The organism is Stenotrophomonas sp. CC22-02 (assembly GCF_004365115.1).
Classification (GTDB): Bacteria; Pseudomonadota; Gammaproteobacteria; order Xanthomonadales; family Xanthomonadaceae; genus Stenotrophomonas; species Stenotrophomonas forensis.
Window position 1 is genome coordinate 1 of the sequence record NZ_SOCO01000004.1, and the last position, 17459, is coordinate 17459.

Sequence of the window (17459 nt, forward strand, 5' to 3'; positions counted from 1 at the left end):
AGTCGAGCTTGCTCGACTGAACGGAAAGTCGAGCAAGCTCGACTCTACACGTCAGGTCAGACGGCCTTCTCGACCTGGCCGAACTCGAGCTCGACCGGGGTGGCACGACCGAAGATCAGCACCGAGACGCGCAGACGGCTCTTCTCGTAGTTGACCTCTTCGACGACGCCATTGAAATCGTTGAACGGGCCATCGGTAACGCGGACCATCTGGCCCGGCTCGAACAGCACCTTCGGACGCGGCTTCTCGACGCCTTCCTGAACGCGATTCAGGATGGCTTCGGCCTCGGAATCGGCGATCGGCAACGGACGATCGGCGGTACCGCCGATGAAGCCCATCACGCGCGGGGTTTCCTTGACCAGATGCCAGCTTTCGTTGTCGATGCGCGGAATGCCGGCTTCTTCGTGGGTCTCGATCTGGACCAGCACGTAACCCGGGAAGAACTTGCGCTCGGAACGGCGCTTCTGGCCAGCGCGCATCTCGACCACTTCTTCGGTCGGAACCAGGACGTCGCCGAAGCGCTCTTCCATGCCGTCACGGACGATGCGATCGCGCAGGGCCTGCGCCACCGACTTCTCGAAGCCCGAATAGGCGTGAACGACGTACCAACGCTTCATGCAATTCTCCTTAGCGGCTCAGGAACCACTGAGTCAGTTTCTGGATCAGGAAGTCGAAGCCACCCAGCAGCAGGCTGAGGATGAGCACCACGACGATCACGACCCACGTCATGCGGATGGCTTCCTGGCGCGTCGGCCAGACCACCTTGCGCAGTTCGAAGCGCGACTCGGAGAGGAATTCGCGGGTGTCGCGCCCCTTGCCGGTCAGCATGAACACGCCGATACCGCCAACCAGACCGACCACGACCGCCAACGCACGCAGCTGACCCGCCCACGCACCCAGCTGGGCGGCGCGACCGGAGTCGGCGGAGAACCAGAACCAGACGAACAGACCGGCCAGCACCAGCAGCGATGCGGCGACATACTTGACGATATCTCCACCGTGGGCGGAGTTGTCCTTGGAGTGTTCGATCTTGCTATTCATCCGGCTGTGTCTGCTTTAGCGGCCCAGGCCGCTGGATAAGGTGGGCAGATGGCACGCCAGGAGGGACTCGAACCCCCAACCTGCGGTTTTGGAGACCGCTGCTCTGCCAATTGAGCTACTGGCGTACGTTTAAAACTTGCCTTCCCTTAGACGGCGAAGGCGGACCGAGGTTCCCGGCCCGCCATTCGCGTAACCGGCGGCGCTATGCAACCACCGGTACTGCAGGCTTACTCGATGATCTTCGAGACCACGCCGGCGCCGACGGTACGGCCGCCTTCGCGGATGGCGAAGCGCAGGCCTTCGTCCATTGCCACCGGGTTGATCAGGGTGACGACCATCTTGACGTTGTCACCCGGCATCACCATCTCGACGCCTTCCGGCAGTGCAGCTGCGCCGGTGATGTCGGTGGTGCGGAAGTAGAACTGCGGGCGGTAGCCGTTGAAGAACGGGGTGTGGCGGCCGCCTTCGTCCTTCGACAGGACGTACACTTCGCCTTCGAACTTGGTGTGCGGCTTGATCGAACCCGGCTTGGCCAGGACCTGGCCACGCTCGACGTCGTCACGCTTGGTGCCGCGCAGCAGCAGGCCAGCGTTGTCGCCTGCCTGACCCTGGTCCAGCAGCTTGCGGAACATTTCAACGCCGGTCACGGTGGTCTTCTGCACCGGACGGATGCCGACGATTTCGATTTCGTCGCCAACCTTGATCACGCCGCGCTCGATACGACCGGTCACCACGGTGCCGCGGCCCGAGATCGAGAACACGTCTTCCACCGGCATCAGGAACGGCTTGTCGATTGCGCGCTCCGGCTCCGGGATCCAGCTGTCCAGGGCGTCGACCAGCTTCAGGATGGCCGGCACGCCGATGTCGCTCTGGTCGCCTTCCAGCGCCAGACGGGCCGAACCGGCGATGATCGGGGTGTCGTCGCCCGGGAAGTCGTACTTGCTCAGCAGCTCGCGCACTTCCATCTCGACCAGCTCGAGCAGCTCGGCGTCGTCAACCATGTCGGCCTTGTTCAGGAACACGACGATGTACGGCACGCCGACCTGACGCGACAGCAGGATGTGCTCGCGGGTCTGCGGCATCGGGCCGTCAGCGGCCGAGCAGACCAGGATCGCGCCGTCCATCTGGGCGGCACCGGTGATCATGTTCTTGACGTAGTCAGCGTGGCCCGGGCAATCGACGTGGGCGTAGTGACGGACCGGGGATTCGTATTCGACGTGCGCGGTCGAGATCGTGATACCACGAGCCTTTTCTTCCGGCGCGGCGTCGATCGAGGAGTAGTCCTTGAACTCGCCACCGAAGCGCTCGGCACCGATCTTGGTCAGTGCGGCGGTCAGCGTGGTCTTGCCGTGGTCGACGTGACCGATGGTGCCGACGTTGACGTGCGGCTTGGTGCGCTCGAACTTACCCTTTGCCATTGTTCTATACCTTGATTTTGTAAGTGGTTTTCAGGAGAGGCTGAGCGAGGCTCAGCCCTTCTTCATGACGGCTTCGGCGATGTTGTTCGGCGCCGGCTCGTAGTGGTCGAATTCCATGGTGAAGGTGGCGCGGCCCTGGGTCTGCGAACGCAGCGCAGTGGCGTAGCCGAACATTTCACCCAGCGGGATCATCGCGTTGATGATCGAAGCGGAGCCGTCACCGGTGGTGTCGGAACCCTGCAGCACGCCGCGACGACGGCTGACGTCGCCCATCACGTCACCCTGGTAATCCTCCGGGGTCACGATCTCGACCTTCATGATCGGCTCCAGCAGCACCGGCTTGGCCTTGGCGAAGCCCTGCTTGAAGGCCATCGACGAAGCCAGCTTGAACGCCATTTCCGAGGAGTCGACGTCGTGGTACGAACCGAACACCAGCTTCACCTTGACGTCCACGACCGGGAAGCCAGCCAGCGGGCCGCTGGTGATGGTTTCGCGCAGGCCCTTTTCGACCGACGGAATGAATTCCTTCGGGATCACGCCGCCGGTGATGTCGTTGATGAACAGGAAGTCGTCCTTGATCAGCGGAGCGATCTTGGCATCGGCACGGTCTTCAGCGGTGATCGGCGACAGCTCGATCACGACGTGACCGTACTGACCCTTACCACCGGACTGCTTGGCGTGCTTGTAGTCCGACTTGACGTCAGCCAGGGTGATGGTTTCGCGGTACGCAACCTGCGGCGCGCCGACGTTGGCTTCAACGTTGAACTCGCGCTTCAGGCGGTCGACAATGATGTCCAGGTGCAGCTCGCCCATGCCCGAGATGATGGTCTGGCCGGATTCTTCGTCGGTCTTGACGCGGAACGACGGATCTTCCTGCGCCAGGCGGCCCAGGGCCAGACCCATCTTTTCCTGGTCCGACTTGGTCTTCGGTTCGACGGCCATCGAGATCACCGGCTCCGGGAACGTCATGCGCTCCAGGATGATCGGCTGGTCGATCGAGCACAGGGTGTCACCGGTGGTGGTGTCCTTCAGGCCCACGGCAGCAGCGATGTCACCGGCCAGAACTTCCTTGATTTCTTCGCGGTTGTTCGAGTGCATCTGCAGGATGCGGCCGATGCGCTCCTTCTTGCCCTTCACCGAGTTCAGGACGGTGTCACCACCGTTCAGGGTGCCCGAGTAGACACGGAAGAAGGTCAGCGCGCCGACGAACGGATCGGTGATGATCTTGAAGGCCAGCGACGAGAACGGAGCCTTGTCGTCGGACTTGCGGGTCATGGCGACGTTTTCGTCGTCCACGTCGGTACCGGTCACGTCCGGCACATCGACCGGCGACGGCAGCAGCTGGATCACGCCGTCCAGCATGGCCTGCACGCCCTTGTTCTTGAACGCCGAACCGCAGTACATCGGAACGATTTCGGTGGCCAGGGTGCGGGTACGCAGCGCGTTGATGATTTCAGCCTCGGCCAGCTCTTCGCCGCCCAGGTACTTTTCCATCAGCTCTTCGCTGGCTTCAGCCGCGGTTTCGATCATGTAGGTACGGGCTTCTTCAGCCTTTTCCTGCAGGTCGGCCGGGATGTCGCCGTACTCGAACTTCATGCCCTGCGAGGCTTCATCCCAATGGATGGCCTTCATCTTCAGCAGGTCGACGACGCCCTTGAAGCCGTCTTCGGCACCGATCGGCAGCTGCATCGGCACGGCGACGGCGCCGAGCTTGGCCTTCAGCTGGTCACGGACCTTGTAGAAGTTGGCACCGGTGCGGTCCATCTTGTTGACGAACGCGATGCGCGGCACCTTGTAGCGGTTGGCCTGGCGCCACACGGTTTCCGACTGCGGCTGCACGCCACCGACGGCACACAGGACGAAGACGGCACCGTCGAGCACGCGCAGCGAGCGCTCCACTTCGATGGTGAAGTCGACGTGCCCGGGGGTGTCGATGATGTTGAAGCGGTGCTCCGGCAGGGACTTGTCCATGCCCTTCCAGAACGCGGTGGTGGCAGCGGACTGGATCGTGATGCCACGCTCCTGCTCCTGCTCCATCCAGTCCATGGTGGCGGCGCCGTCGTGCACTTCACCGATCTTGTGGCTCTTGCCGGTGTAGAACAGGATGCGCTCGGACGTGGTGGTCTTGCCGGCATCGATGTGAGCCATGATGCCGAAGTTACGGTAACGCTCGATGGGAGTGGAACGGGCCACGGGAGCCTCTCAGATTTCTTGGATTTCGGATGGCCGAACGCCGCCTTTCGGCGGCCTTCGGATTGGCGCAGTCCTTCCGGGACCACGAGGCAGCACGCACCGAAGTGGTGCTGCCCTGCCTGTTTTACAAGGCCGTCAAACTCACCAGCGGTAGTGGGCGAATGCCTTGTTGGCTTCGGCCATGCGGTGGGTTTCTTCGCGCTTCTTGATGGCGCCGCCACGGTTTTCCGAGGCGTCGATCAGTTCAGCAGCCAGCTTCTTCGGCATGGTGTTCTCACCACGCTTGCGCGCGGAGTCGATCAGCCAGCGCATGGCCAGGGCCATCTTGCGCGACGAACGCACTTCGACCGGCACCTGGTAGGTGGCACCACCGACGCGGCGCGACTTGACTTCGACCGCCGGAGCGACGTTGTCCAGAGCCTTCTGCACCAGTTCAATGGCGTTGGCGCTGCTGTTCTTCTCGGTGATCACGTCCATGGCGCCGTACACGATCTTTTCGGCGACGGACTTCTTGCCGCTCTGCATGACCATGTTGATGAAGCGGGCGATGGTTTCGCTTCCGTGCTTCGGATCGGGCAGGACGGAACGCTGCGGAGTATTACCCTTACGCGACATAGTGGTCTCTCCTTATGCCTTCGGACGCTTGGCGCCGTACTTGGAACGGGCCTGGCGACGCTTGGCAACGCCGGCGGCGTCGAGCGAGCCACGAACGGTGTGGTAACGCACACCCGGCAGGTCCTTGACGCGACCGCCGCGGATCAGGACCACGGAGTGCTCCTGCAGGTTGTGGCCTTCACCACCGATGTAGGAAATCACTTCTTCCTGGTTGGTCAGGCGGACCTTGGCAACCTTGCGCAGAGCCGAGTTCGGCTTCTTCGGAGTGGTGGTGTAGACACGGGTGCAGACGCCACGGCGCTGCGGGCACTTGTCGAGCGCCGGCGAGGCACTCTTGTAGGTGGTCGCTTGCCGCGGCTTGCGGACCAGCTGGTTGATCGTCGCCATCAGTAGGTTCTTCTGATTGGTGGCCGGAAAATCCGACCAGAGATGCGGAAATGTTAAAGCAGGCCGAAATTCTGGCCTGCTGAGACAGACGATTGTAGCAACCTGCCAGGAAAGCAGTCAAACGCCTCCTGTCAAGCCCGTCCCTGATCCCGGGACGTTACTGGGGGGCCTCCATGTACCCCGTTCAGGTTGACGGGGTCGATCGCGGACGATCTCCCCTGCCCTTTCCCAATCCCATCGATGGACCGATGGGGTGGTCCGGCCTTGCGGCCGGACCGGATACCTCATTCTTCGCCCGATGCCTGTTCAGCTTCGGCTTCAACCACCGGCGCTTCGACCGCGGCCGGGGTACCGGCCAGGGTCTGCATTTCCGACTCGGTGAGACCGGAAGCGCCGCGGCGGCGGTTGCTGTGGTACGCCAGGCCGGTACCGGCCGGAATCAGGCGACCGACGATGACGTTTTCCTTCAGGCCACGCAGGTTGTCCGAGGTGCCGCGGACGGCCGCTTCGGTCAGCACGCGGGTGGTTTCCTGGAACGACGCGGCCGAGATGAACGACTCGGTCGCCAGCGACGCCTTGGTGATACCCAGCAGGACCGGATCGAAGTGCGCCGGCAGCTCGTTGCGGGTCGACAGGCGCGCATTTTCCTCGATAACGCGCTGGCGCTCCACCTGTTCGCCGTTCAGGAACTTGCTGCTGCCCTGGTCGGTGATCTCGACCTTGCGCAGCATCTGGCGGGTGATCACCTCGATGTGCTTGTCGTTGATCTTCACGCCCTGCAGGCGGTACACGTCCTGGATTTCCTTCACCAGGTAAGCCGCCAGCGGTTCGACACCCAGCAGGCGCAGGATGTCCTGCGGGCTCGGCTCGCCGTCCACGATGGTTTCACCCTTGGTGACATGCTCGCCTTCGAACACGATGACCTGGCGGTACTTCGGGATCAGCTCTTCGTGCTCCGAACCATCGGTGTCCTTGATGATCAGGCGCTGCTTGCCCTTGGTGTCCTTGCCGAAGCTGATGATGCCCGAACGCTCGGCCAGCACCGCCGGATCCTTCGGCTTGCGCGCTTCGAACAGGTCGGCCACGCGCGGCAGACCACCGGTGATGTCGCGGGTCTTCGACGCTTCCTGCGGGATCTTGGCGACGACGTCGCCCACGCCCACCGGGGCGCCGTCCTGCAGGTTGACGATCGAACGCGGCGGCAGCAGGTACTGCGCCGGCAGGTCGGTGCCCGGGATCGACAGGTCGTTGCCCTTGGCATCGACGATGCGCACGATCGGGCGCAGGTCCTTGGCCTGGGTACCACGACGCTTCGGATCGGTGATCTCGCGCGAAGCGAGGCCGGTCAGCTCGTCGGTCTTCTCGATGACTGTGATGCCGTCGACGAAGTCGATGAAGCGGATGAAGCCGGCCACTTCCGACACGATCGGGTGGTTATGCGGATCCCAGTTGGCCACGGTCTGGCCAGCCTTGATCGCATCACCGTCCTTGGACGTGATGGTCGCACCGTACGGCAGCTTGTAACGCTCACGCTCACGGCCGTGGGCATCGAGCACCGAGATTTCGCCCGAGCGCGACACCGCCACCAGCGAGCCGTTGGCATGCTCGACCGACTTGAGGTTGCTGAACTTGACCGAGCCGGTGGTCTTGACGGTGATGTTGTCGACCGCAGCAGCTCGCGACGCCGCACCACCGATGTGGAACGTACGCATGGTCAGCTGGGTACCCGGCTCACCGATGGACTGCGCGGCGATGACGCCGACCGCTTCACCGATGTTGACGAGGTGGCCACGGGCCAGATCGCGGCCGTAGCAGCGACCGCAGACACCGAAGGCCGATTCGCACGAGATCGTCGAACGCACCTTGATGCTCTGCACGCCGGCGTCTTCCAGCTTGGCGACCCAGGCTTCGTCCAGCAGGGTGTTGCGGGTGACGATCGGATCTTCGTCGTTGCCCGGCAGGAACACGTCCTCGGCCACCACGCGACCCAGCACGCGATCCTTCAGCGGCTCGACCACGTCGCCGCCTTCCACGATCGGGGTCATGATCAGGCCTTCGGTGGTACCGCAATCCACCTCGGTGATCACCACGTCCTGCGCGACGTCGACCAGACGACGGGTCAGGTAACCCGAGTTCGCGGTCTTCAGCGCGGTATCGGCCAGACCCTTACGGGCACCGTGGGTGGAGTTGAAGTACTCCTGCACGTTCAGGCCTTCGCGGAAGTTCGCCTTGATGGGCGTCTCGATGATCGAGCCGTCCGGGCGGGCCATCAGGCCACGCATGCCGGCCAGCTGACGGATCTGCGCCTGCGAACCACGCGCACCGGAGTCGGCCATGATGTACAGCGAGTTCATCGACTTCTGGTCGATGGTCTCGCCCTTGGCATTGACCACCTTCTCGGTACCGATGGTGTCCATCATCGCCTTGGCGATGCGCTCGTTGGTGCGCGACCAGATGTCGACCACCTTGTTGTAGCGCTCGCCGGCGGTGACCAGGCCCGACTGGTACTGCTCCTGGATTTCCAGCACTTCGGCTTCGGCCTCGGTGAGGATGCCCTTCTTCTCGTCCGGGATCAGCATGTCGTCGATGCCGATCGACACGCCGGCGCGGGTCGCGTAGGCGAAGCCGGTGTACATCAGCTTGTCGGCGAACACGACCGTGTCCTTCAGACCCAGCTGGCGGTAGCTGGAGTTGATCAGGCGGCTGATGTTCTTCTTGGTCAGCTCGGTGTTGGCCAGCGCGAACGGCAGGCCTTCCGGCAGGATTTCAGCCAGCAGGGCGCGACCGATCGTGGTGTCCACGATCGAGGTCTTGTTCTGCTTCACGCCGTCTTCGTCGGTCACCACCTCGGTGATGCGGACCTTGACGCGCGCGTGCAGTTCCACCACGCGGTTGTCGTAGGCACGCTTGACTTCGGCGATGTTGGCGAAGGCCATGCCCTCGCCCTTCTTGTTTTCCAGCGAGCGGGTCATGTAGTACAGACCCAGCACGACGTCCTGCGACGGCACGATGATCGGCTCGCCGTTGGCCGGCGACAGGATGTTGTTGGTCGACATCATCAGCGCACGCGCTTCCAGCTGGGCTTCCAGCGAGAGCGGCACGTGGACGGCCATCTGGTCACCGTCGAAGTCGGCGTTGAACGCGGTGCAGACCAGCGGGTGCAGCTGGATGGCCTTGCCTTCGATCAGCACCGGCTCGAACGCCTGGATACCCAGACGGTGCAGGGTCGGCGCACGGTTCAGCATCACCGGATGCTCGCGGATGACCTCTTCCAGGATGTCCCAGACTTCGGCTTCTTCGCGCTCGACCAGCTTCTTGGCGGCCTTGATGGTGGTGGCCAGGCCACGACGCTGCAGCTTGGCGAAGACGAACGGCTTGAACAGCTCCAGCGCCATCTTCTTCGGCAGGCCGCACTGGTGCAGGCGCAGGTACGGGCCGACCACGATGACCGAACGGCCCGAGTAGTCGACGCGCTTGCCGAGCAGGTTCTGGCGGAAGCGACCCTGCTTGCCCTTGATCATGTCGGCCAGCGACTTCAGCGGGCGCTTGTTGGTGCCGGTGATGGCACGGCCGCGACGGCCGTTGTCCAGCAGCGCATCGACCGATTCCTGCAGCATGCGCTTTTCATTGCGCACGATGATGTCCGGCGCGCTCAGTTCGAGCAGGCGGCGCAGGCGGTTGTTACGGTTGATGACGCGGCGGTACAGGTCGTTCAGGTCGGAGGTCGCGAAGCGGCCGCCGTCCAGCGGAACCAGCGGACGCAGGTCCGGCGGCAGCACCGGCAGCACGGTCATGACCATCCACTCCGGACGGTTGCCCGATTCCAGGAAGGCTTCGATCAGCTTGATGCGCTTGGTCAGTCGCTTGAGCTTGGTTTCCGAACCGGTGGCGGCGATTTCTTCGCGCAGGCGGGTCATCTCCGACTGCAGGTCGATCGTGCGCAGCAGTTCGTACACGGCCTCGGCGCCCATCGCGGCGTCGAAGTCGTCACCGTGCTCCTGGCGGGCCTGCAGGTACTGCTCTTCGGTCAGCAGCTGGCGGCGTTCCAGGGCGGTCAGGCCCGGCTCGGTCACCACGTACGCTTCGAAGTACAGCACGCGCTCGATGTCGCGCAGGGTCATGTCCAGCATCAGGCCGATGCGCGACGGCAGCGACTTCAGGAACCAGATGTGCGCGACCGGCGAGGCCAGGTCGATGTGGCCCATGCGCTCGCGGCGCACCTTGGCCAGGGTCACTTCGGTGCCGCACTTCTCGCAGACCACGCCGCGGTGCTTCATGCGCTTGTACTTGCCGCACAGGCACTCGTAGTCCTTCACCGGGCCGAAGATGGCGGCGCAGAACAGGCCGTCACGTTCCGGCTTGAAGGTACGGTAGTTGATGGTTTCCGGCTTCTTCACTTCGCCGAAGGACCACGAACGGATCAGGTCCGGCGAGGCCAGCGCGATCTTGATCGCGTCGAAGTCCAGCGTCTGGCGCTGCTGGTTGAAGAGGTTGAGCAGGTCTTTCATGGTGTTCTCCAGAAGGAGGAATGCTGTGTCGATGGGCTTTCAGTTGACTGCCAGCGGCGCGGCGGCGGACCGCCGCGCCGGCATGGATCAGTTGTCTTCCAGTTCCATGTTGATGGCCAGCGAGCGGATTTCCTTCACGAGCACGTTGAAGGATTCCGGCATGCCCGCGACCATCTCGTGCTCACCGTCGACGATGTTCTTGTACATCTGGTTGCGGCCCTGCACGTCATCGGACTTCACCGTCAGCATTTCCTGCAGGGTGTAGGCCGCGCCGTAGGCTTCCAGCGCCCAGACTTCCATTTCACCGAAGCGCTGGCCGCCGAACTGCGCCTTGCCGCCCAGCGGCTGCTGGGTGACGAGCGAGTACGGACCGGTCGAACGGGCGTGCATCTTGTCGTCGACCAGGTGGTTCAGCTTCAGGTAGTGCATGTAACCGACGGTGGTGTGGCGATCGAAGGCTTCACCGGTGCGGCCGTCGTACAGCTGGGTCTGGCCACTGCTCGGCAGGTCGGCCAGTTCCAGCATGCGCTTGATTTCCGCTTCGGTGGCGCCGTCGAAGACCGGGGTGGCCATCGGCACGCCGTCGGTCAGGTTGCGGGCCAGACGCAGCAGCTCCTCGTCGCTGAACTGCGACAGGTCGACACGGTTGGCCACGTTGGTGTCGTCGTGGTTGTAGATGTCGTCCAGGAACTTGCGCAGGTCGGCAACGGCCGCCTGGGCTTCCATCATCGCCTGGATCTTGCGACCCAGACCCTTGGCGGCCCAGCCCAGGTGCACTTCCAGGATCTGGCCGATGTTCATACGCGACGGCACGCCCAGCGGGTTCAGCACGATGTCCACGGTTTCGCCCGAGGCCATGTACGGCATGTCCTCGACCGGCACCACGTTGGAGACCACACCCTTGTTGCCGTGCCGGCCTGCCATCTTGTCGCCCGGCTGGATGCGGCGCTTCACGGCCAGGAACACCTTGACCATCTTCAGCACGCCCGGCGCGAGGTCGTCACCGGCGGTGATCTTGCCGCGCTTGTCGGCGAAGCGACGCTCGAATTCCTTCTCGTGCGCCTGGATCTGCTTCTGCGCGCGTTCGATGGCTTCCGAGGCGTCCTCGTCCTTCATGCGCAGCGCGAACCAGTCAGCCTTCTTCAGGCCGTCCAGGAACGCGTCGCTGATGACGTCACCCTTCTTCAGGCCAGCGCCACCGTTGACCACCTTGCCCACGATCTGCGAACGCAGACGCATGTAGATGGCGGCTTCCAGGATGCGGAACTGGTCGTCGAAGTCCTTCTTGACGCGCTTGATTTCAGACTCTTCGATCTGGCGGGCGCGCTTGTCCTTCTCGATGCCGTCGCGGGTGAAGACCTGCACGTCGATGACGGTGCCGTCCATGCCCGGCGGAACGCGCAGCGAGCTGTCCTTAACGTCCGAAGCCTTCTCGCCGAAGATCGCGCGCAGCAGCTTCTCTTCCGGAGTCAGCTGGCTTTCGCCCTTCGGGGTGACCTTGCCGACCATGATGTCGCCGGCGCGGACTTCGGCACCGATGTACACCACGCCGCTCTCGTCCAGGCGGTTCAGCGCCTGCTCGGAGACGTTCGGGATGTCGGCGGAGATTTCCTCCGGCCCCAGCTTGGTATCACGCGCAACGCAGGTCAGTTCTTCGATGTGGATCGTGGTGTAGCGATCCTCTTCCACCACGCGCTCGGAGAGCAGGATGGAGTCTTCGAAGTTGTAGCCGTTCCACGGCATGAACGCGATCAGCATGTTCTGGCCCAGGGCCAGTTCGCCGATGTCGGTGGACGGACCGTCGGCCAGCACGTCGCCGCGGGCGATGACGTCACCCACCTGGACCAGCGGACGCTGGTTGATGCAGGTGTTCTGGTTCGAACGGGTGTACTTGACCAAGTTGTAGATGTCCACGCCTGCGTCGGTGGCGCCAACGATCTCTTCCTCGTTGACCTTGACCACGATGCGGGCCGCGTCGATCTGCACGATCTCGCCACCACGGCGGGCGTTCACGGTCACACCGGAGTCACGCGCCACGGCGCGCTCGATGCCGGTACCGACCAGCGGCTTCTGCGCACGCAGGGTCGGCACCGCCTGACGCTGCATGTTGGCGCCCATCAGTGCACGGTTCGCGTCATCGTGCTCCAGGAACGGAACCAGCGCGGCCGCGATCGACACGGTCTGCATCGGCGAGACGTCCATGAAGTGGACTTCCGCCGGCGGCTTCAGCAGCGATTCGCCCTGGAAGCGGCACGGAACGAACTGCTCGGTCAGCACGCTGTCGGCATTGGTCAGCGCGTTGGCCTGCGCAATGACGTACTCGTTTTCTTCGATCGCCGACAGGAACTCGACTTCGTCGTAGACCTTGCCGTCCACGACCTTGCGGTACGGGGTCTCGAGGAAACCGTACTGGTTGGTGCGGGCGTACACGGCCAGCGAGTTGATCAGGCCGATGTTCGGGCCTTCCGGCGTTTCGATGGTGCAGACGCGGCCGTAATGGGTCGGGTGCACGTCGCGCACTTCGAAGCCGGCACGCTCACGGGTCAGGCCGCCCGGGCCCAGGGCCGAGACGCGACGCTTGTGCGTGACTTCCGACAGCGGGTTGTTCTGGTCCATGAACTGCGACAGCTGCGAGGAGCCGAAGAACTCCTTGATGGCAGCGGCGACCGGCTTGGCGTTGATCAGTTCCTGCGGGGTCAGGCCTTCGGACTCGGCCATCGACAGGCGCTCCTTGACCGCGCGCTCGACGCGGACCAGGCCCACGCGGAACACGTTCTCGGCCATTTCGCCGACCGAACGCACGCGACGGTTGCCCAGGTGGTCGATGTCATCGACCACGCCGCGACCGTTGCGGATCTCGGTCAGGACCTTGATCACGTCCAGGATGTCGGAGCTGTCGCCGTGGGCGGCGACCAGGCGCTTGGACTCTTCGTCGTTGCGCTCGCCGTAGTACTTGCGGTCGTACAGCACGGCTTCGCCGGTGGTTTCCTTGCGGCCCACGCGACGGTTGAACTTCATGCGGCCGACCGCGGACAGGTCGTAGCGCTCGAAGGTGAAGAACAGGTTGTGGAACAGGTTCTGCGCGGCATCCTTGGTCGGCGGCTCGCCCGGACGCATCATGCGGTAGATCTCGACCAGGGCTTCCAGCTGGGTCTTGGTCGGGTCGATGCGCAGGGTGTTGGACAGGTACGGGCCACGATCCAGGTCGTTCACCCACAAGGTGCCCACGGCATCGACACCGGCCTTGCGGAAGCTCTGCAGCTGCTCGTCGGTGATTTCGTCGTTGGCCTGGGCCAGCAGTTCGCCGGTCGAGGCATCGACCACGTCGTGCGACAGGATGCGGCCGACGATGTAGTCGTCCGGCACGGCCAGGGCAGCGATGCCCGAGGCTTCCAGCTGCTTGATGTGGCGCGCGGTGATGCGCTTGCCGGCTTCCACGATGACCTTGTCGCCGTCGGCGAGGTCGAAGCCCAGGGTTTCGCCACGCAGGCGCTCGGGCACCAGCTCCAGCTGGACGCCTTCATCCGGGTTGATGTGGAAGGTGTTGATCTCGAAGAACTCGGCCAGCATCTCTTCGTTGCTGTAGCCAAGCGCGCGCAGCAGGATCGACACCGGCAGCTTGCGGCGGCGGTCGATACGGGTGAACAGCGCGTCCTTCGGGTCGAACTCGAAGTCCAGCCAGGAACCGCGGTAAGGAATGATGCGGGCGCTGTACAGCAGCTTGCCCGAGCTGTGGGTCTTGCCACGGTCGTGGTCGAAGAACACGCCCGGCGAGCGGTGCAGCTGCGAGACGATGACGCGCTCGGTGCCGTTGACGATGAAGGTGCCGTTCTCGGTCATCAGCGGGATTTCGCCCAGATAGACCTCCTGCTCCTTCACGTACTTGATGGCCTTGGTCGACGACTCACGGTCGTAGATTACCAGGCGCACGGTCACGCGCAGCGGGGCGCCGTAGCTCATGCCACGCTGGCGGCACTCGCGCTCGTCGAACACCGGTTCGCCCAGCTTGTAGCCGACGTATTCCAGGGCAGCATTGCCGCTGTAGCTGGCGATCGGGAAGACCGACTTCAGCGCAGCGTGCAGGCCGTGGTCCGTGCGCTTGGCCGGATCGACGTTTTCCTGCAGGAATTCACGATAGGAATCCACCTGGATGGCGAGCAGGAACGGCACTTCGAGGATCGAGCGCTGCTTGCCGAAATCCTTGCGGATACGCTTTTTTTCGGTGAACGAATAGGACGTCATGAGGTCTTCCACCTTGTTGTGCGGGCCGTGCGTCCACGACCCTGAAGGGAACTTGAAATTGTCAGTTGGAAGTCGCTGGTATTGCCGGCACCAGCACGCCTTCTCCCGCTACTTCCAACTGCCAACTCGTCTGCTACCACTCCCCCGCTGCCGCGCCGTGCGCTGGCCTGCCGGGGTCTGACCGCAGCCCGTGTTGGGCTTTTTGCCGCAGTTACAACCTGTATTGCATGAAACGACCAAAGGCCGGGGGCTTACGCCCCCAGCCTTGGCTGCATCGCCGTGAATCGATGACGATGCAAAGGAAGTGCTTACTTGACTTCGACAGTCGCGCCAGCAGCTTCCAGGTCCTTCTTCATCTTCTCGGCTTCGTCCTTCGAAGCGTTGTCCTTCAGGACGCCGCCGGCTTCGGCCAGGTCCTTCGCTTCCTTCAGGCCCAGGCCGGTGATGGCGCGGACGGCCTTGATGACTTCGACCTTCTTGTCGCCGGCCGACTTCAGGGTGACGACGAACTCGGTCTGCTCTTCAACAGCAGCGGCCGGGCCAGCGGCAGCAGCCACGGCAACCGGAGCGGCGGCGGAGACGCCGAACTTTTCTTCGATGGCCTTGACCAGCTCCATCACTTCCATCAGGGACTTCTCGGCGATGGCGTCGACGATCTGTTCGTTGGTAAGGGACATGATTAATACCTTTGGATGATTTTCTGGGTTGAGGTTCCGTCAGGAACCACGGTAAGTCGAAACTCAGGCGGTCTCGGCGGCCGGCTCGGCAGCGTCGGCGGCGACATCGCCACCACCCTGCTTCTCGCCAACGGCCTTGATGGCGCGGGCAAACATCGTGACCGGCTCGGTCAGGACGCGGGCCAGCATGGCCAGGGCCTGATCGCGGGTCGGCAGCGAGGCCAGCACGTCGACGTGGCTTGCCGGGAACACTTCGCCACCGATGGCGACGACCTTAGCCTTCAGCTTGTCGTTGCCCTTGGCGGCTTCCTTGATCAGGCGACCGGCAGCGCCGGGCTCCTCGAGCGAGAACGCGTACAGCAGCGGACCAACCATCTGGTCCTGGGCGACTGCGAACTCGGTGCCTTCAACGGCGCGCGAAGCCAGGGTGTTCTTGACAACCTTCAAGAAAACACCGGTTTCACGAGCCTGCTTGCGCATCGCGGTCATCTGGGCGACCGTGGTGCCAGCGTATTCGGCTGCGATCAAGGAGTGGGCCTTGGCGGCGACGTCTGCCAGCTCGGCGACTACTTCTTGCTTCTGGGACAGATTGAGAGCCATTGCACTCCTCCTATTGAACTCCGCTTACGGCTCCTGCCGTGTGCGGTCCTGTGCGGCATCCGTCCTGGACGCCGGGAACATCGGGATGATGTTCCGGGGGGTGGGCCGTTCCAGACCTGGAGGCAATCAGGGATATCCCAGACATGCGTGAACCAGAAAAACTCCAGAAGGGCACCATCTACGCAGGGTGATTCAGGGGAATCGATTAAGCGCTCATGACTGCTCCGGCGGCGACTCCTTGCCAGATCGAGCTTCCGTGCCCGTCGCCGGTATTGCCACGACCGCGCCTGCGGTCTTTGACGGCTACCGCAGGCGATGCACTGCCAGCGATGCCTTCAAATGTCACGGTCACGGCACCCGGGGCACCGTGACCGCTTCAAACAATTACTTCAGGGTCAGCGACGACTGGTCGACGGTGACGCCCGGGCCCATCGTCGAGCTGACCGAAACCTTCTGCAGGTAGGTGCCCTTCGAGGTAGCCGGCTTGGCCTTGATCAGGTCCAGCAGCAGCGCGGTCAGGTTCGACTTCAGCGCGTCTTCGGCGAAGTCGGCCTTGCCGATGGTGCAGTGGATGATGCCGGCCTTGTCGGTGCGGTAACGGACCTGACCCGACTTGGCGTTCTTCACGGCTTCACCCGGGTTCGGGGAAACGGTGCCGACCTTCGGGTTCGGCATCAGGCCGCGCGGGCCCAGCACGGTGCCCAGCTTACCGACAACGCGCATGGCGTCCGGGGTTGCGATGACGACGTCGTAGTTCAGATCGCCGGCCTGCATCTTCTCGGCCAGGTCATCCATACCGACGGCTTCGGCGCCAGCGGCCAGGGCTTCGTCAGCCTTGGCACCGGCCGGAGCGAACACGGCGACGCGGACCGACTTGCCGGTACCGGCCGGCAGCACGGTGGAGCCACGGACCTGCTGGTCGGACTTCTTCGCATCGACGCCCAGGCGCACTGCAACGTCGATCGACTCGACGAACTTGGCCTTGGTGGCGCTCTTCAGGATGTTGATCGCGTCCTCGAAGGCGTATGCCTTGCCCGGAACGACGGCGGCCTTGATGGCCTTCTCACGCTTGGTCTGTGCCATCTTATTAACCCTCCACCACGAGGCCCATGGAACGGGCAGAGCCAGCGATGGTACGCACGGCGGCGTCCAGGTCGGCGGCAGTCAGATCCGGTTCCTTCGCCTTGGCGATCTCTTCCAGCTGCTTACGGGTGACCTTGCCGACCTTCTCGGTGTTCGGGCGCTTGGAGCCCGACGAGATGCCAGCGGCCTTCTTCAGCAGGGTGGTAGCCGGGGTGCTCTTGGTGATGAAGGTGAACGTACGGTCCGAGTAGGCCGTGATGATCACCGGAACCGGCAGACCCGGCTCGAGCTTCTGCGTGGCAGCGTTGAACGCCTTGCAGAATTCCATGATGTTCAGACCACGCTGACCCAGCGCAGGACCGACCGGCGGCGAGGGGTTGGCCTGACCGGCCTTCACCTGCAGCTTGATGTAACCGACAACTTTCTTTGCCATGTGAGTGCTCTCCGGGTGCTAGCGCCTTTCGACAACAGGCTCCCCATCGGACCGGGAATCACGCGTCCCGGCATCGCGTTTTGAAATCATGCCGAAGGCCACCTTGCGGTGGCCTCGTCCTGCTGGCTTCCCAGCGGGGAGCCGCGCACTATATCAGGTTTTTTCTTCACATGCCTGAAGAAGCACGTAAACGGAAGAAACCGGGCCAAGCCCGGTTTCCATCTGTAGAGTCGAGCTTGCTCGACTGAACGGAAAGTCGAGC

The 17459-nt window shown here is 63.4% G+C and carries 12 protein-coding genes and 1 tRNA gene; all 13 read right to left on the bottom strand.

What is annotated here, in order from left to right; all coding sequences use genetic code 11:
* Positions 1–56: 56 nt before the first annotated feature.
* Positions 57–617, bottom strand: a complete 561-nt coding sequence (gene nusG, locus N440_RS20190) for a transcription termination/antitermination protein NusG (protein ID WP_004154362.1) — start codon at positions 615–617, stop codon at positions 57–59.
* Positions 618–627: 10 nt separating this feature from the next.
* Entirely contained in the window at positions 628–1041 is a 414-nt protein-coding gene (gene secE, locus N440_RS20195) for a preprotein translocase subunit SecE (protein WP_004154361.1), read from the bottom strand.
* A gap of 49 nt (positions 1042–1090) precedes the next feature.
* Positions 1091–1166, bottom strand: a tRNA-Trp gene (locus N440_RS20200).
* 102 nt (positions 1167–1268) lie between these two features.
* On the bottom strand, positions 1269–2459 hold the full coding sequence (tuf, locus tag N440_RS20205; RefSeq protein ID WP_004154360.1) for an elongation factor Tu: 1191 nt from the start codon (positions 2457–2459) through the stop codon (positions 1269–1271).
* A 51-nt stretch (positions 2460–2510) separates the two neighbouring features.
* Complete coding sequence (gene fusA / locus N440_RS20210) at positions 2511–4652, bottom strand: elongation factor G (protein WP_133936459.1); 2142 nt, start codon at positions 4650–4652, stop codon at positions 2511–2513.
* A 141-nt stretch (positions 4653–4793) separates the two neighbouring features.
* Positions 4794–5267 carry a 30S ribosomal protein S7 gene (gene rpsG, locus N440_RS20215; protein ID WP_004145321.1) on the bottom strand — a complete coding sequence of 158 codons (474 nt, stop codon included), beginning with the start codon at positions 5265–5267 and terminating at the stop codon, positions 4794–4796.
* A 12-nt stretch (positions 5268–5279) separates the two neighbouring features.
* The gene (rpsL, locus tag N440_RS20220; protein WP_004145320.1) at positions 5280–5654 is read right to left on the bottom strand and encodes a 30S ribosomal protein S12; all 375 of its coding nucleotides are present in this window, start codon (positions 5652–5654) and stop codon (positions 5280–5282) included.
* A 284-nt stretch (positions 5655–5938) separates the two neighbouring features.
* The gene (gene rpoC, locus N440_RS20225; protein WP_004154358.1) at positions 5939–10162 is read right to left on the bottom strand and encodes a DNA-directed RNA polymerase subunit beta'; all 4224 of its coding nucleotides are present in this window, start codon (positions 10160–10162) and stop codon (positions 5939–5941) included.
* Between the two features lie 87 nt (positions 10163–10249).
* Positions 10250–14404 (bottom strand): DNA-directed RNA polymerase subunit beta, encoded by a 4155-nt coding sequence (gene rpoB, locus N440_RS20230; protein ID WP_004154354.1) that lies wholly within the window; start codon positions 14402–14404, stop codon positions 10250–10252.
* Between the two features lie 308 nt (positions 14405–14712).
* Positions 14713–15081, bottom strand: coding sequence for a 50S ribosomal protein L7/L12 (gene rplL / locus N440_RS20235; RefSeq protein ID WP_004154353.1), 369 nt, complete (start codon positions 15079–15081; stop codon positions 14713–14715).
* 63 nt (positions 15082–15144) lie between these two features.
* Positions 15145–15681, bottom strand: coding sequence for a 50S ribosomal protein L10 (gene rplJ / locus N440_RS20240; protein ID WP_005408203.1), 537 nt, complete (start codon positions 15679–15681; stop codon positions 15145–15147).
* 384 nt (positions 15682–16065) lie between these two features.
* Positions 16066–16764 carry a 50S ribosomal protein L1 gene (rplA, locus tag N440_RS20250; RefSeq protein WP_004154350.1) on the bottom strand — a complete coding sequence of 233 codons (699 nt, stop codon included), beginning with the start codon at positions 16762–16764 and terminating at the stop codon, positions 16066–16068.
* A gap of 4 nt (positions 16765–16768) precedes the next feature.
* The gene (rplK, locus tag N440_RS20255) at positions 16769–17197 is read right to left on the bottom strand and encodes a 50S ribosomal protein L11 (RefSeq protein WP_004145248.1); all 429 of its coding nucleotides are present in this window, start codon (positions 17195–17197) and stop codon (positions 16769–16771) included.
* Between the last annotated feature and the right edge of the window lie 262 nt (positions 17198–17459).

Coding starts and splice junctions, on each gene's coding strand:
- nusG (WP_004154362.1), bottom strand. CDS start 617: ATGAAGCGTTGGTACGTCGTTCACGCCTATTCGGGCTTCGAGAAGTCG.
- secE (WP_004154361.1), bottom strand. CDS start 1,041: ATGAATAGCAAGATCGAACACTCCAAGGACAACTCCGCCCACGGTGGA.
- tuf (WP_004154360.1), bottom strand. CDS start 2,459: ATGGCAAAGGGTAAGTTCGAGCGCACCAAGCCGCACGTCAACGTCGGC.
- rpsG (WP_004145321.1), bottom strand. CDS start 5,267: ATGTCGCGTAAGGGTAATACTCCGCAGCGTTCCGTCCTGCCCGATCCG.
- rpsL (WP_004145320.1), bottom strand. CDS start 5,654: ATGGCGACGATCAACCAGCTGGTCCGCAAGCCGCGGCAAGCGACCACC.
- rpoC (WP_004154358.1), bottom strand. CDS start 10,162: ATGAAAGACCTGCTCAACCTCTTCAACCAGCAGCGCCAGACGCTGGAC.
- rpoB (WP_004154354.1), bottom strand. CDS start 14,404: ATGACGTCCTATTCGTTCACCGAAAAAAAGCGTATCCGCAAGGATTTC.
- rplL (WP_004154353.1), bottom strand. CDS start 15,081: ATGTCCCTTACCAACGAACAGATCGTCGACGCCATCGCCGAGAAGTCC.
- rplJ (WP_005408203.1), bottom strand. CDS start 15,681: ATGGCTCTCAATCTGTCCCAGAAGCAAGAAGTAGTCGCCGAGCTGGCA.
- rplA (WP_004154350.1), bottom strand. CDS start 16,764: ATGGCACAGACCAAGCGTGAGAAGGCCATCAAGGCCGCCGTCGTTCCG.
- rplK (WP_004145248.1), bottom strand. CDS start 17,197: ATGGCAAAGAAAGTTGTCGGTTACATCAAGCTGCAGGTGAAGGCCGGT.